This is a genomic window from Saccharothrix sp. CB00851, from assembly GCF_001905065.1.
Taxonomy (GTDB): domain Bacteria; phylum Actinomycetota; class Actinomycetes; order Mycobacteriales; family Pseudonocardiaceae; genus Actinosynnema.
The window spans coordinates 272,074-293,441 of sequence record NZ_LWLC01000056.1; the positions used below are offsets into that span (position 1 = coordinate 272,074).

Here is a 21,368-nt window from a genome sequence, read left to right on the forward strand (position 1 = left end):
GCGGCTTCGCCACCGCCGAGCCGAACCCGCTGCTGGGCACGGAGGTCAGCCGCTCGGACGGCGGGATCGTGTTCGAGAACAAGCTGTCCGTCGACCGGCACTGGGTGCTCTCCGACCACCGGATCGACCACAAGCCCGTGGTGCCCGGCACGACCTACCTGGAGATGGCGCGTGCCGCGCTGGCCGCGTTGGAGAACACGCAGAGCATGCGGTTCGAGAACGTGTTCTTCCTCGTGCCCCTCGCCGTGGAGGAGGGGGAGGAGGCGACCGTGCGCACCCGGCTGGACCGGGTCGAGCGTGGCTACTCGTTCCAGGTGGCCAGTGCGCAGGCGGGGGAGTGGGTCACGCACGTCGAGGGCAGGATCAGCCCGCTGCGCGACGTCGCCCCGCTGGACGCCGTCGACGTCGACGACCTCAAGGCCGCCGCGATCGAGGTGACCGACCCGTACCCCACGGAGACCGACACGGGCGTGTTCCAGTTCGGCCCGCGCTGGGACAACGTCCGCGCGGTGTGGAAGCAGGAGACCGGCGCGCTGACCCTGCTGCGGCTGCCGGAGGGCGTGCCGAGCGAGAGCTTCGGGCTACACCCGGCCAAGCTCGACAACGCGGTGAACCTGATCTCGCAGAACAGCGGCGAGACGTTCCTGCCGTACCTGTACAAGAGCTTCGTGCTGCACCGGCCGATGCCGGAGACGTGCTACGCGCTGATCCGCACGGTCCGCGACGACAGCCGCGACGGCGAGACGATCACCTACGACGTGGACCTGGTCGACGTCGACGGGGTGCCGTTCGCGCGGATCACCGACTACACCGTGAAGAAGGTGGACTGGCGGCGGTTCAGCCTGACGGGACCGCGCCGGTACCTGGAGGTCGAGTGGCTGGCGGTGCCGCGGCCGGAGGCGGCGGTCGAGCCGGCGGTGTGGGCACCGGTGGTGCTGGACAACGCGGCGGGCAGGCGGCTCGTCGCCGAGGTCGAGGCGCTCGGGCACCGGGTCGTGCCGTGCTACGTGGGCGAGCGGACCGACACCGGTCGGGACGTGTTCGCCCTGGACGAGGACGGCGCGGCGCTGCTGGCCGAACGGCTGCGGCAGGAGGCGGTCGAGGGCGTGCTGTTCGCGACCGACTTCACCGCCGACGACGGCCTCACCCACGCGCAGCGGCGGGCGTCCGGCGTGGACGCGCTGTTCGAGCTGTACCGCGCGTTCGTGTCGCACCGGGTCAAGCTCGCGCACGGCCTGAAGGTCCTGGGCAAGCACGCCTGGCAGGTCGCGCCGGGTGACGGCGCCACCGACCCGCACTCCGCCGCCACCGAGGCGCTCGCGCAGGTCGTCGGGCAGGAGCACCGGCACCTGCAGGTGGACGTGGTGGACGCGCGGGCGGACGCGGAGCCGGCGTTCGTGCTGAAGGAATCCCTGAGCGGCGCGGGCGGTGTCCTGCGGGCCATCCGCGGCTCGGAGACCTACCTGCGGCGCCTGCGGTACGCCGAGGCCACCCCGGAGGAGTCCGGCGCCGAGGCTGCCGAACCGCTGTACGCGGGCGGGACGTTCGTGGTCACCGGCGGTGCCGGCGGCCTGGGTCTGAGCGTCGCCGAGGAGATGGCCCGCGAGGGTGCCGAGCGGATCATCCTGCTGGGTCGCCGGACCCTGGACGACGAAACCGCGCGGCGCGTCGGGGAGATCGCCGGCGCCGAGTACTCGGTGTGCGACGTGTCGCGGGAAGACGACGTGCGCGGGCTGGCCGCCCGGCTGCGGGAGGAGTCGGTCACGCTCGGCGGTGTCGTCCACGCGGCGGGCGTCGCGGGCGACGGGTTCCTGGCCAACAAGCCGCGTTCGGTGTTCGACGCCGTGCTGGCGCCGAAGGTTGACGGCAGCGTCGCCCTGGTGGAGCTGGTGAAGGAGCACCCGGGTGCCTTCCTGGTGTTCTTCTCCTCGATCACCGCGGTCACCGGCGGGCAGGGGCAGGGCGACTACTGCAGCGCCAACGCGTTCATGGACTCGCTGGCCGCGCGGGCACGGGCCGAGGGCGTGCGCGCGCTGTCGGTCAACTGGCCGACGTGGGCCGAGGTCGGCATGGCGGTGCAGTACGGGGTCGGTGACGGCGACTCGCCGTTCCGTGCGCTCACCGTGAAGGACGGCGTGGCCTGGCTGAGCCACTTCCTGCGCGACCCGGCCGACGGCGTCATCCCGTCCCGGTTCGACCTGGGCGTGCTGCGGGAACGACTGGACGAGATGCCGTTCCTGCTGGAGGACGACGTCGCCGACGCCGTCGCGCGGGCCGGTGCGGGCGGTGCGTCCACCGACGGGGAGGCGATCGAGGTCCGCCTCGTCGGCCTGTCCGACCCGAACGAGACCCAGCTGAGGATCGGCGCGGTCTACGGCGCGGTCCTCGGCCTGACCGAGGTCGACGCCCACGCCAGCTTCCAGGACCTGGGCGGCAACTCGCTGATGACGGCGCAGCTGCTGCAGAAGGTCGAGGACGTCTACCCCGGCCGGATCGACATCGCCGACCTGTACTCCTACGCGACCGTGACCAGCCTCGCCGGCTACATCGACGAGCGGATCGCGGCCGAGTCGGGTGCGGCGCGGAGCACCGCGGACGCGGGAGGTGTCGACCAGTCGCTCCAGGACGTCCTGGAGGAGATCGGCGACGCCGAGCTGATGACCATGTTCGCCGACACCGACGGTGCCGGGAGGAAGCAGTCATGACGTCGAGCGCGGAACTGAGGAAGGACCTGCTGCGGTACCTGCTCATGCAGGTCAAGCAGGAGGCGCTCGACGTCGACCGGGCCAAGGAGTTCATCCGGGCGATCGGCGACGCGGGCCGGGACGACGACCGCGTCGCCGTGGTCGGCATGGCCTGCCGCTTCCCCGGCGCGTCGGACAAGGAGCAGTTCTGGCGCAACCTGGTCGAGGGCCGTGAGTCGATCGGCGACTTCCCGCCGCTGCGGCTGGAGGACCTGCGGCGGGTCGAGGGCGGCACGGACGCCGTCCGCAAGGGCGGCTACCTGGACCGGGTCGACCTGTTCGACGCGGAGTACTTCGGCATCCCGCCGCACGTGGCCAAGCAGCTCGACCCGTACCACCGCGTCCTGCTCGAAGTGCTGGTCGAGACGATGGAGGACGCGGGGTACGCCAAGAGCGAGCTGTACGGGTCCAACACCGGCGTGTTCGTCGGCAACGACCACACCCACCGGCTGATCACGTCCTACCTGCCGTTCCTCTCGGAGCTGGACTTCTCCGCGATCACCGGGTCGTGGTCGGGCATCCTGGCCAGCCGCCTGTCGTACCTGCTCGATTTCCGCGGACCGGCCAGTGTCATCGACACCGGCTGCTCGTCCGCGCTGGTCGCGGTGGACGCGGCGATCAAGGCGCTGCGCAACGGCGACTGCGACACCGCCTTCGTCGCCGCGGTCAACCTGTTCCTGTCGCCGTCCAGCCTGGGCAACGAGACCGAGTCGGCCGACCAGCGGGTGCGGGCGTTCGACGCGGCGGCCGACGGCACGGTGTGGAGCGAGGGCGTGGCCGGGGTCTACCTCAAGCCGCTGTCGCGCGCGCTGGCCGACGGCGACCACGTCTACGGCGTCCTCCTGGGCAGCGCGGTCAACAACGACGGCCGCAGCAACGGCCTCACCGCCCCGAACGCCCAGGCGCAGAAGAACCTGCTGGTCAGCGCGTGGAAGCGGGCCGGTATCGCACCGGAGTCGGTGTCCTACATCGAGGCGCACGGCACCGGCACGACACTGGGCGACCCGATCGAGATCAAGGGTCTGACCAGCGCGTTCGCCGAGTTCACCGACCGCAGGCAGTTCTGCGCGCTGGGCTCGGTGAAGACGAACATCGGCCACACGGTCGGTGCCGCCGGTCTGGCGTCGCTGATCAAGACCCTGATGTCGCTGGACCGGCGGACCATCCCGCCGTCGATCCACTTCGACGTGCCGAACCAGCTGCTCGACCTCCCCAACGCCCCGGTGTACGTCGCCGACCGGCTCACCGAGTGGGAGGAGTCCGACACCCCGCGCCGGGCGGGCGTGAGCAGCTTCAGCCTGAGCGGCACGAACTGCCACGTGGTGCTGGAGGAAGCGCCCGCCCGCGCGGCGACGACCGACCAGGCGCGTCGGCCGCGGGTCTACCCGATCTCGGCGCGCAACGAGGAACTGCTGGTCCAGACGGCGGCGCGGCAGCTGGAGCACCTCGAACGCCACCCGGAACTCGGCCTGGCCGACGTGTGCTTCACCATGCAGGTGGGCCGCGAGCACCAGCCCGCGCGGGCGGTCATCGTGTGCGGCACCCGTGAGGGCCTGCTGGACGGGCTGCGGCAGTTGCTGAGCCCCGAGGACGCCGACGGCTCGCGCCTGGTGGACGGCGGCGTCGTGCTGCGCGAGGACCCGTCGTCCCTGCCCGGCGACTTCCGGCACCTCGGCGACGCGGTCACCGCCTTCCTCGCCGGCCGCGCGCGGCCGTTCGCGGGCCTGGAGCGGGACGCCGACGTGCGGCGGGTGCCGTTGCCGCCCCAGCTGTTCCACCACGTGCGGCTGTGGGACGAGACGGTCCGCGCCCAGCCGGCGCCCGGTGCCGAGGAGCAGGCGTCGGACGACCCGGTCGACCGGCTGCGCACCATCCTGGCCCAGCCGCCGCGCCTCGCCGGGCTGGACGAGTCCGCCGAGGACGCGGTGGCCCGCAAGGTGGTCGCCGGGGTGTGGTCCGACGTCCTGGGCTACCCGGCAATCCGCGGCGAGGACGACTTCTTCGCCCTGGGGGGCGACTCCATCTCGTCGGTGAAGATCACGCAGCTGCTCAACGCGGTGCTCGACGTCGACATCCCGCTGACCGCGTTGCTGGCCAAGCCGACGTTCGACGAGTTCACCGACCTGGTGATCGGCGACTTCGGCCTGGACGAAGGGCTGATCCGGGCGCGGCTGAGCGGGTCGGCCCGCCGCCCGGCGCAGGTGGCGCAGGTCCTGGAGGACTACGAGCTGCCGCTCACCGCGCCGCAGCGGAGCATGTACTTCGCCGGTCAGGTGGACGAGAACTCGGTGGCGTACAACGTCAGCGGCCTGACCATCCGCCCCACCCCGCTCGACGTGGCCGAGCTGGAGGAGTGGCTGCGGGTGCTGGTGCGCCGGCACGACAGCCTCCGCTCGACGTTCCACCTGCGCGACGGCGAGCCGTTCCAGCGGGTGCGCGCGGAGGTACCGGTCGCGGTCGAGCACCGGCGGCTGGGCGCCCTCGCGGAGGGCGAGAGCCACGAAAACGCGGCCCGCCGGGAGATGGCGCGGTTCGTCCGCCCGTTCGTCCTCGACACCGCGCCGCTGTTCCGCTTCGGCTACTTCGAGTTCGACGACGGCGTGTCGTGCGTGGCGATCGACATCCACCACATCATCACCGACGGCACCTCGATGGGCATCCTGTTCCGCGACCTCGGCGCCATCGCCGGGGGCGAGGCCCTGCCGCCGCTGCACCGGGACTACCGCTCGGCCGTCCGCGGGCTGCTGGAGCGGCAGGGCGGCGCCGACATGGTGCCGCACCGCGACTACTGGGTGTCCCGGTTCGCCGACGGCGCGCCGACGCTCCAGCTCACCACGGACCGGCAGCGGTCGGAGGCGGCCACCGCGGCGGGCGCGACGCTCTTCGCGTCGGTCGACGGCGCGACGCTGCAGGCGGCCAAGCGCTACGCGCGGGAGCACAACCTCACCCTCTACATGGTGCTGCTGGGCGTCTTCCAGCAACTGCTGTCCCGGCTGAGCGGGCAGGGCGACGTGGTGGTCGGGGCGCCGGTGATGGGTCGGCCCGACCTGACCTACCAGGACCTCGTGGGCATGTTCGTCACCACGCTCCCGATCCGGGTCACCGCCGCGCCCACGACCGGTGTCGGCGACTTCCTCGGCGGCCTGCGCACGACCGTGCTGGAGGCGTTCGAGCACCAGGCGTACCCGCTGGAGGCGCTGGTCGAGGAGCTGGACCCGCCGCGCGTGCCCGGCCGCCGTCCGCTGTTCGACGTCTGCTTCGTGCACCAGAACACCGACATGGGGCTCGATCCCGACGACGAGCAGGTCCTCCCGTTCGACGACGGCAGCGCCAAGTACGACATCACCCTCAGCACCAGGGAAGCCGACGGCGAGCTGCTGCTGGAGTGGGAGTACTCCACCGCGTTGTTCCGCGAGGAGACGATGGCGCTCTACGCGGAGCGCTACGCGACGCTGCTGCGGTCGTTCGTCACCGCCGCGGACGACGACCCGGTGGGCGCGCTGGAGCTGATGCCCGCCCGGGAGACCGAGCTGATCCGGTCGTTCGCGACGGTGCCGTCGCCGCCCCTGGACACCCGGGGCATCGCCCGGCTGTTCGAGGAGCACGCCGCCGCCGACCCGGACCGCACGGCGCTGATCGCCGACGACCGGCGCCTGTCCTACGGTGAGCTGAACGCCAGGGCCAACAAGGTCGCGCGCAGCCTGATCCGGCTGGGTGCGACGCCCGGCTCGCCGGTGGCGCTGCTCGTGGACCGCTCGTTCGACACGGTCGTCGCCATCCTCGGCGTGCTGAAGGCGCGGTGCTACTACGTGCCGCTGAACACCGACTTCCCCGCCGAACGGCTGCGGGTGATGGTGGACGATTCCGGCGCGGGCATCCTGCTCACCACCGGCGCGCGCATCGGTCAGGCCGCGGAACTGGTCTCCGACCGGCTCCGGATCGTGGACCTGCAGGCGCTGGTCGACTCGCGGGCCTCCACCGACAACCCCGGGCTGCCGGGCAGCAGCGACGACGAGGCCTACGTCATGTACACCTCGGGGACGACCGGTGTGCCGAAGGGCTCGGTGATCCGGCAGCGCAGCGTGCTGCGGGTCGTCCACCAGTCCGTCTTCTACGCCGCCGACCCTGGCGACGTGTTCCTGATGATCTCGGACTACTCGTTCGACGGCTCCGTCTACGACATGTACGGCGCGCTGACCAACGGCGGGTCGCTCGTGGTGCCGGACAAGGAGTCCGTGCTGGACCTCGACCGGCTCGGCGCGGTGATCGAACGGCACGGCGTCACCAGCTTCTTCATCACCGCGGCGATGTTCAACGCGCTGGTCGACCACGCGCCCGGCTTGCTCGGCAGCCTCCGCAGGTTGATCTTCGGCGGCGAGATGGCCTCGCCGGTGCACGTGAAGCGGGCGTTCGACCTGCTGGGGCCGGGCCGGCTCGCCAACGGTTACGGGCCGACCGAGACCACGGTCTTCGCGGCCGTGCACGTGTTCGACCAGCTCGACCGCGACGACGCGATCCCGATCGGCAGGCCCATCAACGACACCTCGCTGTGGGTGCTCGACGAGCAGCTCCGCCCGGTGCCGGTCGGCGTCAGCGGCGAGCTCTACGTCGGCGGCGCGGGCGTGGCCGACGGGTACCTGAACAGGCCGGAGCTGACCGCCGAGCGGTTCGTGCACTCGCCCGCCGTCCCCGGCGAGCGGCTGTACAAGACCGGCGACATCGTCACCTTCAAGACCAACGGCCTGCTCTACTACACCGGCCGCGTCGACCAGCAGATCAAGCTGCGCGGCTACCGCATCGAGCTGGCGGAGATCATCCAGGTCGCCTTGGACGAGCCCTACGTCCGCTGGGCGCACGCGGGCGTGCACGAGGTCGCCGAGGGCAACCGGAGCCTGTGCCTCTGGGTGGGCTACGAGGACGGCCGGGAGCACGACGAGCCGGTGCTGCGCGCGGCGCTGGCCCGCCGGCTGCCGGACTACATGGTGCCGTCGTTCATCATCCGCGCGGACGAGGTGCCGCTGAACGCCAGCGGCAAGGTCGACGCGGCGCGGCTGCCGAAACCCGACTTCACCGCCGGTGCGACGGCCGCGGCGCCGGAGACCGACTCGCTGCGGGTGCTCGCCGACGCGTGGCACCACGTGCTGGGCGTCCCGGTGGACGACATCGACGCGAACTTCTTCGCGCTGGGCGGCGACTCGATCAAGGCGATCCAGATCGTGGCCCGGCTCAAGGAGCAGGACGTCCAGGTCCGGGTCGCGGACCTGCTCGGCAACGCGACGCTGCGGACGTTGGGCGAGAAGCTGGTCGACTCCGCCGGTGCCGGCCCGGGTGGCTACGACCAGGCACCGCTGTCGGGCCCGATCACGCCGAGCCCGATCCAGCAGGCGTTCCTCGACGACCTGGCCGACCGAGCCCTGGTGTTCAACCAGTGCCTGCTGGTCACCCCGCCCGGACCCGCGCCGCTGGACGGCCTGGTGCGCGCCGCCGAACGGCTCGTGCGCTACCACGACCTGCTGCGCGTCGCAGTGGACGACCAGGGCGGGCTGACCGTCCGGGACGTCGACGCACCGTCGCTCGTCCACGGCGAGGAAGCACCGGAGGGGCTGTCCGACGCCGACCTCACGGAGTACCTGCGCACGGTGCAGGCGCGGGTGGACGTGCGGGGCGGCCCGGCCGTGAGCCTCGCCGCCGGGCTGGGGGAGGGGCGCGGGCAGTTCGCCATCGCGATCCACCACTTGGCCGTGGACGTCGTGTCGTGGGGCGTCGTGCTGGAGGACCTGCTCGCCTGCCTCGCGGACCCCGACGCCGAGCTGCCGGCCAAGACCATGCCGTTCCCGGCGTGGACGGCCGAGGTGAAGCGGCGGGCGCGTGACGGCGGCTTCCGCGCGCAGCTGCCCTACTGGCTCGACCTGGCGCGGACCGCGGGTGACGCGGGCGAGGTGTTCGCAGAGCACGACGTGACGCGGTCCGAGACGACCACGACGGTCGTACGGCTCGCGGAGACCGACGACTTCGCGCTCCTCGACGCCGCCCGGGAGGCCCACGGCGCGAGCGCCGCCGAGACCGTCCTCACCGTCGTGGCGCGTGCGCTGGCCTCGGTGACCGGCCGGGACCGCGTGCTGTTCACCCTCGAAGGGCACGGCCGCGAGCCCATCGCGGGCGACCACGACCTCAGCCGGACGATCGGCTGGTTCACCAGCACGTTCCCGCACCTGGTCGAGGTCGGGCAGGACGTCGCCGACACCCTGGACGCGGTGCGCCGCTCGTTCGAGCGGCTGCCGGACCGGGGCGCCGGGTTCTGCCCGCTGCTCCGGTTCGACGAGGGCCTCGGCGAGGACCGGGACGCGCTGGCCGCGGTCCGGCCGGGCGTCTGCTTCAACTACCTGGGCGACCAGGACGGTACCGACGGCTCCGACGGCGTCGCCGTCACCCACCTCCCGGCGGACATCACCACCGACGCGGACGTCCGCTCACCGCACGCCCTCGACATCATCGCCACCCGCAGCGGCCGCGACCTCCTGGTCGAGGTGCGCTACCCGCGCTCGTGGGAGTCGAGCGGCTTGGCCCGCAAGCTCACCGGGGCCGTGGACACCTCGTTCCACGAGGTCCGCGACGCCCTGAAGTCCGGTGGGCCACGGGGCTTCCAGGTGTCATCGCCGATCCGCCAGGACGTGCTCGCCGACATCCTGCTGGATGTCGCGGGCGGGAACTGACCGGCGCATGACGACGACCGAACACCCCAGCACCGGCCGACGGCCACCACGACCCGATCACCGCGTCAGGGCGAAGTAGAGAGCCTGGTTCATGGTTGACAAAGACAACATCGAGTCCATCTCCGGCCTGGCCGCGATGCAGAAGGGCATGCTGCTCAGCCATGCCGTGGACACGGCCTCGGACGCCTACGTGGAGCAGTTCGACTTCGTGATCTCGGGCGAGGTGGACGTCGAACACCTGCGCACCGCGCTCGCGGGCGTGTCCCGGACCTACAGCGTGCTGCGCACGATCTTCTCGTACCGCAACACCGACGAGCCGTACCAGATCGTGCTCAAGGAGTGGGCGCCCGCGCTCGACGTCCGCGACTACCGCGACCGGCCCGAGCTCGACCGGGACGTCGAGGAGTTCAAGGTCGCCGACCGCGCGAAGGGCTTCGACCTCAGCACGGACGTACTGCTGCGGGCGACCCTGATCCGGGTCGGCGACCGGCGCTGGCGGCTGGTCTTCACGTTCCACCACATCATCCTGGACGGCTGGTCGCTCGGCCCGCTGTTCGGCACGATGGTGGGCTACTACGAGGAGCTGACGACCTCCGGCTCGTTCCAGCCGCGGCACGAGGTGATGCCGTACCGCGACTACATCGCGTGGTACGAGCGGCAGCGCGGCGAGGACGCCCGGCGGTTCTGGGCGGAGGTGCTGGACGGCTACGAGAACGAGGCCGTGCTGCCCGCCGACCCGCGTCCCGGCGGCTACCGCGGCGCCACGCACCGGTTCGTCCTGCCCGCCGAGCTGCACGACGGGCTGAAGCGGTTCGCCCAGGAGGCGCAGGTGACGCAGAGCGCCGTCTTCCAGGCCGCCTGGGGCGTCGTGCTGCAGAAGTTCAACTACGCCGACGACGTCGTCTTCGGCAGCGTCGTGTCCGGCCGCGGCACCGAGCTGGGCGGCATCGGCGAGGCCGTGGGGCTGTTCGCGAACACGCAGCCGGTCCGCGTGACGGCCGGCGCGGACCAGGACTTCGGCGGGCTGTGCCGCGACGTGCAGGAGTCCTACCTGCGCGCCAACGCCTTCGAGCACTACGCCCTGCACGAGATCCAGGGCGTCACCCCGCTGAAGAACAAGCTGCTCAACCACGTCGTCGCCTTCGAGAACTACCCGCTGTCCCAGCAGCTGCAGGACTTCGGCGGCGACGAGGGCGACGGGCTCGCGTTCGAGGGCGTGGAGGTCTTCGAGCGGACGAGCTACGACCTGCACATCGTGGTCAACCCCGGCGCCGAGTTCGCGATCACGCTCGCCTACAACGAGAACCACTACGCTCCGGGGCTGATCCGGGAGCTGGAACGCTGCCTGGTGCGCGTCTTCACGGCCGCCGTGGACGACCCGCGGGTGCGGGTGGCGGACATCGCGCTCGGCGACGGCCGGTCGGAGGACGCCCCGGCGGCGCAAGCGGCTCCGTCCGCGCTGTTGGACTCGTCGGTGGTGGACGTGTTCGCCGACGTCGTCGCGTCCCACGGCGACAAGACCGCGCTGGTGTGGCGGGGCGAGGAGTACAGCTACGCCGAGCTGGACCGCTGGTCGGACGCGGTCGCGTGGGAGCTGAAGAACCGCGGCGTCGTGCCGGGCACGGCGGTCGGCGTGCTCGCGGACCGCCGCCCGGAGCTGATCGCGGCGATCCTCGGCCTGCTCAAGAACGGCAACTTCTACGTCCCGATCGACACCAAGGACGCCAAGCCCAGGGTCGAGTACGTCGTCGCCGACGCGGGCGTGGAGCACCTGTGCACGGTGCCGGAGTACGCCGACAAGGTGCCGTCGTCCTCCCGGGTGCTGCTGGTGTCGAGGCCCGCGGGCGACGTGCCGCCGTTCCCGCGTCGGCGCAACCTCAACGGCGCCACCGCCTACCTGATGTACACGTCGGGTTCCACCGGCACACCCAAGGGCTGCCGGATCACCCACCGCAACATCCTGCGCCTGGTCGCCGACCAGGAGTTCTTCGACTTCCACGACCGCCAGGTCGTGATGTTCACCGGCTCGCCCGCGTTCGACGCCAGCACGTTCGAGATCTGGGGGACGATGCTGTTCGGGGCGACCCTGGTGCTGGCCGACGAGCTGGACGTGCTCGACGGCGACCTGATGCGCGAGACGATCAAGCGCAACCAGGTGACGGCCATGTGGCTCACCTCGCCGCTGTTCAACCAGCTGTGCGCCTACGACCCGACGATCTTCGACGGGCTGGAGCACCTCCTGGTGGGCGGCAGCGCGTTGTCGGTCCAGCACCTGGTGAAGGTCCGCGCGGCCTGCCCGGACCTGCGGATCACCAACGGCTACGGCCCCACCGAGAACACCACGTTCTCCACGACGCACGAGATCCGCCCCGAGGACCTGCGCCGCGAGCGGATCCCGATCGGTCGCCCGCTGGCGCACTCCTCGGTCCACGTCCTGGACCGGGGTCTGAACGTGCTGCCGCCGGGCGCGATCGGCGAGCTGTGCGTCGGCGGCGACGGCGTGTCGAGCGGCTACCACAACCGGCCGGACCTCGACCTCGCCACGTTCGTCACGGTGCCCGCGCTGCCCGGCCGCCGGCTGTACCGCACCGGCGACCTCGTCCGCGAGCTGCCCGACGGCACGCTGGACTACCTCGGCCGCGCCGACGACCAGGTCAAGATCAGCGGTTTCCGGGTCGAGCTCGGCGAGGTGGAGAGCGTGCTGCGGTCGCTGGACCGCATCGAGGACGCCGCCGTGATCTGCGTCGAGGTGGACGGGGAGAAGAGCCTGCGCGGCTACTACGTCGCCCCGGAGCCGATCGCGCCGGACGCGGTGCGGCAGGCGATGCTGAAGAAGGTCGCACCGTACATGGTGCCCGCGGGCCTGGCGCAGCTCGACCGGATCCCGTTGAACAAGAGCGGCAAGGTCGACCGGACCCGGCTGGCGGAGATCCGGCCCGAGCCGGAGGCGGCCCGGCAGGCGCCGGACCTCGGCCCGGTGTCGGACGTGGTGCGGATCCTGGTCGACATCATCGCCGACCTGGTGCCCGTCGAGGCCATCGACGTCAACCGCAACTTCTTCGACCTGGGCATCAACTCGCTCAACCTGCTGACGATCAACAACCGGCTGCGCAAGGTGCTGGACCGCAACGTGCCGCTGGTCCAGCTCTTCCAGCACACCTCCATCGCCTCGCTCGCCGCCTACCTCGACAGTATGGGCAACGCCGACGAAGCCGACGCCGACGAGGCCGAGCCCGAGGACACCTTCGCCGAGCAGGAGCAGGAGGAGGAGCGCGCCTTCTCGGCCAGCGCGCTGCTGCTGGAGATCGCGGACGAAATCGCCGAGGAACTCGCCGCCGAGCTTGAAGAGGAGCTCTGACCATGCCGGAGAACAAGGCCGTCAAGCGCCGGGAGACCGGGCTGGAGATCGCCGTCATCGGCATGGCCGGCCGGTTCCCGCAGGCCGAGGACATCGACCGCTTCTGGGCCAACCTGGTCGACGGCGTGGACGCGATCTCGCGCTTCACCGACGACGAGCTGCTCGAGATGGGCGTGGCCAAGGCGACGCTGGACGACGAGAAGTACGTCCGGGCCAAGGGCGTGTTCCCGAACATCGAGTACTTCGACGCGGATTTCTTCAACTACACCCCGGCCGACGCGACGCTGCTCGACCCGCAGGTCCGCGCCCTGCACGAAGAGGTGTTCCACGCCCTGGAGGACGCGGGCTACTCGGCCGAGGGCCGGTCGGAGGCCATCGGCCTGTTCCTCGGCGCGACGAACAACCTCGCGTGGGAGACGCACACCCTGACCAGGCACATCCTGGAAACCGGCATGACGTTCACCGGCATGCAGCTCAACGACAAGGACTTCGCCGCCACCCGGATCGCCTACGCCCTGGACCTCAAGGGCCCGGCGCTCACGATGCACACGGCGTGCTCGACGTCGTTGGTCGCCATCGACATGGCGTGCCGCAACCTGTGGACCGGCGCGTGCCAGATCGCGCTGGCGGGCGGCAGCGGGCTGACCCTGCCGCACAAGAACGGGTACCGCTACCAGGAGAACATGATCCACTCGCCGGACGGCCACTGCCGGCCGTTCGACAAGGACGCGGGCGGCACCGTCGAGGGCAACGGCGTCGGCGTCGTGGTCCTCAAGCGCCTGGAGACCGCGCTGCGCGACGGTGACCGCGTCTACGCGGTGATCAAGGGCTCGGCGGTCAACAACGACGGCAACCGCAAGGTCGGCTACACCGCGCCGAGCATCGAGGGACAGGCCGAGGTCATCCGCAAGGCCTACCGGGTGGCCAACGTGCCCACCTCCGAGGTGTCCTACATCGAGACCCACGGCACCGGCACCGCGCTCGGCGACCCGATCGAGGTCGAGGCGCTGCGCAAGGCGTTCGGGGCGGGTGAGCCGGGCACGACGGGCCTGGGCTCGCTCAAGGCGAGCATCGGTCACCTCGACACCGGCGCGGGCGTGGCCTCCCTGATCAAGACGTGCAAGATCCTCGAACACCGGACCGTGCCGCAGAACCCGCACTTCGCCGAGCTCAACCCGAACATCGACCTCGACGGCAGCCCGTTCTACGTGGTGGCGGAGAAGCGGGAGCTGCTGCCGAAGCGGTCGGCGGCCGACGAGGTGCTGCCGCTGCGCGCGGGCGTCAGCTCGTTCGGCATCGGCGGCAGCAACGCGCACGTGGTCCTGGAAGAGGCACCCGCGGCGCCACCGACCTCGACCAAGGGCCGGGCGTACAACACGTTCCTGGTGTCGGCGACGTCCGCCGACGCGATCCGGCGGATCAAGCAGAACTTCGTGGACCACCTGGCGGCGCACCCCGACGTCGACGGCTCGGACCTGGCGTGGACGCTGCAGAACCGCCAGCGCCGCCTCGCCTACCGCTACGCGGTGGAGTTCACGGACGCCGACCAGCTGCGCGAGCGGCTCCAGGAGTCGCTGGACGCCGAAGAGTCGCCCGCGCAGGTGCACAAGAACGCGCGCGGAGACGTCTACTTCCTGTTCAGCGGCCTGGGCGCGCAGCACCTGCGGATGGCCCGCGACCTCTACGAGAAGGAAGCGGTCTTCCGGGCCCACCTGGACGAGTGCTTCGCGATCAGCACGGCCCTGGGCAGCGAGGTGCCCCGCGAGGTCTTCTTCGGTGACTCGCCGGAGGCCGAGAAGCAGCTGAACAACATCGAGATCACGCAGGTCCTGCTGTTCATGCTGGAGACCTCGATGGCGCGCACGCTGATCGGGTGGGGCCTCAAGCCGAAGGGCATGGTCGGGCACAGCACCGGCGAGCTGGCCGCCGCGTGCGTGTCCGGTGTGTTCTCGCTGGAGGACGGCATCCGCCTGGTCCAGGCGCGGGGCAGCCTCATGGACACCACGGTCGAAGGCGCGTTGACCTCCGTGCGGGCGCCCGAGGACGTCGTCCGGACCATGCTGACCGACGAGCTGGCCATCGCCGCGGTGAACGGCCCGGAGGACTGCACCGTCTCCGGCGAGCCGGCGGCCATCGCCGAGCTGGAGCGGCAGTGCACCGAGCGGGAGATCAAGTTCGCGCACATCGAGGCCGACCACGCCTACCACTCGCAGTACATGGACTCCATGCTCGGCCGGTTCCGCGAGGTGCTGGACGGCGTGACGCTGCACCAGCCGAAGATCCCGTACCTGTCGAACGTGACCGGCACGTGGATCACCGCCGCGCAGGCCACCGACCGCGACTACTACTGCAAGCACGCCCGCGAGACGGTGCGGTTCAAGGACGGCGTGGAGGCGATCCTGGAGCGTGGCGGCACCCTGTTCGTCGAGGTCGGGCCGGGCAAGTCGCTGTCGTCGTTCGTGCGCGCCATCGGCCGTGACGCCGACGTCACCACGGTCAACATGCTGCGTCACCGCATGGAGGAGATCGGCGACGACGAGCACCTGGCGCGTGCGGTCAAGAAGCTGTGGGAGAACGGCGTCTCGCTGGACTGGAAGGCGTTCCACAAGGGCCGCGAGCCGCGCAAGGTGAAGCTGCCGCTGTACCCGTTCGAGAAGGTCGAGTTCCCGGTCGACATCGAGGAGTTCCAGCGGATGCTGGACGGCCCGGGCGACGGCAGCACGCGGGTGGTGACCGCCCGGCCCGCGCGGCAGACCGTCACGGGGACCGTCACCGCGGCGCCCGCGGCGGCCTCGCGGCTGACCTGGGCGCCGTCCGTGCACCCGGCCTCGACCGGGAAGGAGCAGCCGAAGGTCCTGGTCGTGCTCACCGACGACCGCCGCCGGGTCAAGCGGGTGCTGGACGAGGTGCCGCACTGGCGGGCGCTCTACGTCACGTCCGGCCCGGAGTACCGGTTCGACCGGCAGTCCGGCGCGGTGGTCCGCCCCGGCGACGCCGACGACCTCCGCCGGCTCGTGGCCGACCTGGAGGACCACTCCCTGGCGGGTGACACGTTCGTGGTCGACCGCGCGGACTACGCGTCGGCGGTGGCGACCGTCCGGGGGCTGTGCGCGGTCATCCCCGACATGCGCGAGCGGTGCGTGAAGGACGTCGTGGTGCTGGACAGCGGCGACTTCCTGGGCACCCGCGGCGACTTCCTGCCGCTGCTCATCGGCGTCAACCACGAGCACCCGGAGTTCCGGATCAGGGCCGTCCGGTGCGACGCGGCGCTCGCCGACCGCGGTGGGCGGGACGCGTGGCGCGAGTCCCTGCGCCGGGAGCTGGAGGCGCACCGGCCCGACGATGTCGCGGTCCGCTACGAGCGCGGCCGGCGGCTCGTGCCCAGGATGGTGCCGCTGGACGGCGGCGGCACGGCGGCGGGCGGCGCCGTGCGCACGGTGGTGCTGAGCCGCCGGCGCGACGTCGAGGACGTGGTGCGCGACCTGACGGGCGCGAGCCTCACCCGGACGGTCGACATCCTGCCGTTCGACCTGGGTACGGGCGGTCCGGAGACGCGGGTCGGCGCGGTGGACGAGCGGATTTCCGTGCTGCCCGCGGTCGTGGGCTCGACGTGGGGGGCGTTGTCCGCCAAGCTACCGACCGGGTTGCGCATCCTGCAGGGGGTCGACGAGGTCGTGTTGTGGGACACGCCGGTGCGGGAGGACGACGACGCCGGGCTGGACCGGCGCGCGTTGCTGGGCCTGCTGGCGGAGCTGGGCCGCGAGCGGCGGATCCCGTGCCACGTGCTGTCGCGGCCCGGGCTGGACCGCGGCGGGTGGGACCGCGAGGTCACCTCCTGGTTCGCCGACAACGAGCGCGCCGACGCGGCGGGCCTCACCCGGCTCTACGCGTTCGGGAACGTGCGGGAGGACGACCGGTCGGTGCTGGACCTGCTGCCGCGGCTGCGCGAAGCGGGGATCGGCACGGCGTTCCACGGGCTGGACCTCCTGCGGGCGCAGGCGGAGGCCAAGGTGGTCGACGTCGAGGTCGAGGCCGCCCGCGGCGACGAGCGGCAGGCGATCGCGGCGGTGATCGAGCGCGAGATCCGCGCGCTGCTCGGGTTCAGCGAGATCGACGACCGCGCCGACATCTTCGACATCGGCCTGGACTCGGTGCGGCTGGTGCAGTTCACCAACGCGCTGGAGAAGAACGGCTACAAGGTCCTGGCCAACGAGGTCTACAACCACCCGACGGTCGCCGGGCTCGCCGCGTACGTCGAGCGGACGGTCCGCCGCGGCGGCTCGGAGGAGGTGTCCTTCGAGAGCCTCGCGACCGTGCTGGAACAACGCCTCGGCACGCCGTGCGCGTTCCGCGAGGTGAAGTCTGGCCGGGACGAGGACACCCTCGTCGTGCTTTTCGTGACGGGCCTGGACGACGCGCTGAAGAAGAAAGTTGTCCGGGAGTTCAGCGAACTGCGGGTGCCCTCGGAATACCTGCCCCATTACGTTGTCCCGGGCGGTGGGGAGGAACTCGGGATGGCGTTGGACTTCGCCGCGCTGAAGGCGAGCGCGGGCCTGCCGTCCTACGCCGGCGGCTACTCGGCCGTCTTCGCCGAGATCGACCGCAGGCAGGAGGAGCTGCGCCGCTCCATCGGGTCCCGGCCGGTGAAGTGGACCTACCCGATCAGCGCGATGCAGAAGCAGCACTTCGCCACCGAGTCGCGCCTGCAGCTGTACTTGATCCAGTTCCGCGAGCTGGTCGACCTCGACGTGCTGCAGCGGGCGCTGTGCGACGTGATCGGGCGGCACGGGCTCATGCGCAGCTTCTTGACCCGGTCGATGGGGCGGTTCCGGTGGAAGGAGTTCGAGGCGCCGGAGACCATCGCCCTGCCGACGCTGGACCTGTCCGGCCTGGAGCCGCACGAGCAGGAGGAGCTGAAGGCCGAACTGGTCAAGCGCGAGTGGAACATGGACTTCAAGGTCGTCGACAAGCCGATGTACCAGGTCGTCCTGATCAAGTACAACGACCGCTCGCACGACCTGCTGTTCCAGTTCGACCACTCGATCTTCGACCACGCGTCCGGCCAGCTGTTCCGGGGCGACCTGCTCAAGCGCTACGAGGAGCTGTCGGCGGGCACGAGCCGGGCGATGCCGATCGCCAAGAGCTACCGGCACCTGCAGGACCAGATCGCCAAGGGCCCGGTCGACATCACCTCCGACGAGCTGATCGAGAAGTTCGACCTGGTCGAGTACGTCCGGTATGCGAAGATCATCCAGGAGAGGTCCGCGCGGTTCGCGGACAGCCGCATCCGGGACGTCCGCTACTCCGTCGACCTGGACCGGCTCCGGGCCGCCGACGGTACGGAGGTCGACCTGTTCTACGTGGTCGTGCACCTCTACGCGCGCGTCGTCGCCCGCCTGCTCGGCATCGACAAGGTCGCGCTGATCATGTTGTTCCAGTCACGGGTGTTCGAGGACAAGGACTACTCCGAGGTCATGGGCATGGTCCTCGGCAGCCTGCCGGTGCTGGTGCCCGCCGAACGCGACACGATGCGCGACCTCGACGGGATCATCACCGACAAGGTCCGCATGATGAACAAGAACAACGTCAGCTTCCTGAACCTGATCCAGAACCTCCGGTCGATCGTGAAGCACCGAAAAGTGTTGTCGGTGATGGGCAAGACGCTCCGGCCGACGTGCCTGTTGAACTTCGTCGGAAATGTCGAGGACGAATACGACGCAATCTGGGACATGACGCTCGCCCAACTGACCGATGATCAGTCCAAGCTGGACTACGCGGACTGCTACGGCGTGTCGAAAGTGGGCAACGGGCGACTCGACCTGCTCGTCCTGAGCAAGTGGGTCGAAGACCCGGACGACCTCGTCCGAATTCTCGATGACGAAGTCGCACAGCTGACCGGGCGCGTCGGCGCCGAGTGATACGTTGATTACCGGAGGAGGTTGACCATGGCTGTGATCGAGCTCGACCACGTCACGAAATCGTATAAATCCAGAGGTCGCACGACGCTGGCCAACGACGACGTGAGCCTGCACGTCGACGAGGGCGAGGTATTCGGCTTGTTCGGCCACAACGGCGCGGGCAAGACGACGATCGTGAACCAGCTGCTGGGGCTGCTCAAGCCCGACTCGGGTTCGATCGTCGTGGCCGGCCAGGACATCGTGAAGAACCGGAACCTGGGGCGCTACCTGTGCTCGGTGCAGCCGCAGTCCAAGACGCCGCTCGGTGAGCTGACCCCCCGGTCGGTCACCCGCGTCATGGGCCAGCTGCGCGGGATCAGCCCCGAGGAGGTGGACCGGCGCACGACGGAGCTGTTCGAGAAGCTCGACATCATGCAGTGGGCGGACGTGCAGGGCACCAAGCTCTCCGGCGGCATCCTGCGCCTCACCGGGTTCTGCATGGCCGCCGTCGCGCCCGGGCGCGCGGTGATCCTGGACGAGCCGACGAACGACGTCGACCCGGTCCGGCGGCGCTTCCTGTGGGGCGCGATCCGCGACCTGGCCAAGGACGGCACGGCCGTCGTGGTGGTGACGCACAGCATCCGGGAGGCCGAGAGCGCGGTCGACACCATGGCCGTGCTCAACGAGGGCAAGGTGCTCAAGCAGGGCAACGCGCGCCAGATCAGGGCTGAGGCGGCCGGCAACCTGATGAAGCTGGAAGCCGTCGCCAAGGCGCCCGAGGACCGGTTCGAGGTGCCCACCTGGGCCGAGGGCTTGAAGGTCGCCGAGGCCGAGCTGACGCTGACGTTCGAGCGCGAACTCGCCTCCGAGGCCCTGAAGTGGGGCGCGGAGCAGCGCGACCGCGGCCTGCTCGCGGAGTACTCCCTCACCGAGATCACCCTCGAAGACATGTACATCGAACTCGTCGGTAACAGAGGAGCGGTCGAAGGTGTCCGGTAGCAACCTCAAGTACGTGATCGAACTCCAGGCCCGCAAGCAGGGCAGCTACCTGGTCGTCTTCTCGATCATCATGATCGTGATCGCCCTGGGCGTGGCGATCGGCTTCTCGTACCTGATGTCGTCGCCGGAGGGCGGCGGCATGCTCTACCTCGCGACCGGCGCGCCGACGATCGTGCTGATCATGACCGCGCTGGTGACCGTGCCCATGCAGAACGCGGGCGCGAAGATGACCGGCTACATGGACTTCGTCAAGTCGCTGCCGGTGAGCCGCAAGCTGTTCCTGATCGCCGACGTCGGCATCTGGGCCATGGTCACCGTCCCGGCGATCGCCGTCTCGGTGTTCGTCGCGCACTTGATCTTCGAGCCCGGCTACGCGGTCTCGTGGACGATCATCCCCGCGTTCGTGCTCATGGTGCTGTCCTGCTTCGCCATCGGGTACGGCTACTCGTTCGTCATCCCGGCCGAGCCCGCGATGGCGCTGTCGCAGCTGATCGCGTTCATCTCGCTGATGTTCTCGCCGATCAACTTCCCGATCGAGCGGCTTCCCGGCTGGGTCCAGGCCGTGCACGAGGTGTTGCCGATCTACCACATGGCCGAGGTGATGAGGGCGTCGTTGGCGCACACGACGTTCGAGGCGCAGCCGATCAGCTACATCATGCTCGCCGCGTGGACGGTGGTCGGGTTCTTCGGCGCCGTGCGGTTCCTGGAAAGGGCGTGAGGCAGCGCCCGGACGGGTGTTGGTCGGCGACACGGTCACGCGGAGCGGCGGGGGCCGTGTCGTCGTCAGTGCGGTCGGGGTGATCCGGTCGCCTGGGGGACAGCTGGACAGGAAAGGGTGCTTGTGAGCGTCGTGGAAAAGCTCCCGCTCGTGTGCTTCCCGCACGCGGGCGCGGGGATGCTGTACTACAGCAAGTGGAAGTTCGCGTTCGGCGACGGCATCGACGTCCGGATCGCCCGGTACCCGCTGCGGGAGCAGCGGACGAACACGCCGATGCCCGCGTCGCTGCCGCTGCTGGCCAGGGACATCTTCACCGAGATGGTCGACTCGTTCCGCGGAACGTTCGCCATCTGGGGGCACAGCATGGGCAGCAACATCGCCTACGAGGTCGCCAAGCTGTGCCAGGACCGCCTGGACAACCCGCCGCTGGTGTTCTTCAGCTCCGGGTCGGCCGCGCCGTGCGACAGCCGGTTCAAGGCGGTGGCCGACCTCGACACGCCCGAAGGCCTGAAGCAGGTGCTGCGCGACTACGGCGGGCTGAGCGAGGAGAACCTGGCCGACGCCGACTTCATGAGCTACTTCGCCCCGATCATCGCGGCGGACCTGCGGCTGCTGGGCGGCTACGAGGAGTCGACGTTCGAGCAGCTGCGGTGCCCGGTTGTGCTGATGGAGGGCCGCGACGACCGGGTCGTCACGGACCGGTGGCAGCGCTACACCGAGCACCCGGTGGAGACCACGGAGTTCGACGGCGGTCACTTCTTCGTCGAGGAACGCCGACCGGAGATGGCCGCGCTCATGGAGTCGAAGATCCAGCTGCTGTGGCAGCGGAAGGCCGCCTCGGCCAGGTGATCGCGGTGCTCGACTGCCCAAAGATCAAAGCTGGAAAAGCTTGAAAAGCGTCCTCGCCGGACGCTGGCGTTTTAACCCGTTTGTGCTGGT

General features: G+C 70.4%; 7 protein-coding genes (1 of these 7 running past the window's edge). All 7 read left to right on the forward strand.

What is annotated here, in order from left to right; genetic code table 11:
- Positions 1 to 2,705, forward strand: the 3' portion of a protein-coding gene (locus A6A25_RS38325) for a type I polyketide synthase (protein ID WP_073898851.1). Its footprint begins 1,984 nt before the window's first position; 2,705 of the gene's 4,689 nt are visible here — the last part of the coding sequence; the start codon falls outside the window, past its left edge; it ends in the stop codon at positions 2,703 to 2,705.
- A complete protein-coding gene (locus A6A25_RS38330) occupies positions 2,702 to 9,457 on the forward strand; it encodes a non-ribosomal peptide synthetase (RefSeq protein ID WP_073898853.1) in 6,756 nt (2,251 codons plus the stop codon). The genes A6A25_RS38325 and A6A25_RS38330 overlap by 4 nt, the downstream gene beginning before the upstream one ends.
- 91 nt (positions 9,458 to 9,548) lie before the next feature.
- On the forward strand, positions 9,549 to 12,815 hold the full coding sequence (locus A6A25_RS38335) for a non-ribosomal peptide synthetase (RefSeq protein ID WP_073898855.1): 3,267 nt from the start codon (positions 9,549 to 9,551) through the stop codon (positions 12,813 to 12,815).
- Positions 12,816 to 12,817: 2 nt separating this feature from the next.
- Positions 12,818 to 18,733, forward strand: coding sequence for a type I polyketide synthase (locus tag A6A25_RS38340; protein ID WP_073898857.1), 5,916 nt, complete (start codon positions 12,818 to 12,820; stop codon positions 18,731 to 18,733).
- A gap of 27 nt (positions 18,734 to 18,760) precedes the next feature.
- Entirely contained in the window at positions 18,761 to 19,711 is a 951-nt protein-coding gene (locus A6A25_RS38345) for an ABC transporter ATP-binding protein (protein ID WP_073898859.1), read from the forward strand.
- Positions 19,701 to 20,429: an ABC transporter permease gene (locus A6A25_RS38350; RefSeq protein WP_083668998.1), complete on the forward strand. Its 729-nt coding sequence runs from the start codon at positions 19,701 to 19,703 to the stop codon at positions 20,427 to 20,429. The genes A6A25_RS38345 and A6A25_RS38350 overlap by 11 nt, the downstream gene beginning before the upstream one ends.
- Positions 20,430 to 20,552: 123 nt before the next feature.
- Positions 20,553 to 21,278, forward strand: coding sequence for a thioesterase II family protein (locus tag A6A25_RS38355; protein WP_198933004.1), 726 nt, complete (start codon positions 20,553 to 20,555; stop codon positions 21,276 to 21,278).
- Positions 21,279 to 21,368: the final 90 nt, after the last annotated feature.

What these genes read in the sequence shown, in the direction of transcription:
- A6A25_RS38330 (WP_073898853.1), top strand. Translation starts at nt 2,702, where the DNA reads ATGACGTCGAGCGCGGAACTGAGGAAGGACCTGCTGCGGTACCTGCTC.
- A6A25_RS38335 (WP_073898855.1), top strand. Translation starts at nt 9,549, where the DNA reads ATGGTTGACAAAGACAACATCGAGTCCATCTCCGGCCTGGCCGCGATG.
- A6A25_RS38340 (WP_073898857.1), top strand. Translation starts at nt 12,818, where the DNA reads ATGCCGGAGAACAAGGCCGTCAAGCGCCGGGAGACCGGGCTGGAGATC.
- A6A25_RS38345 (WP_073898859.1), top strand. Translation starts at nt 18,761, where the DNA reads ATGGCTGTGATCGAGCTCGACCACGTCACGAAATCGTATAAATCCAGA.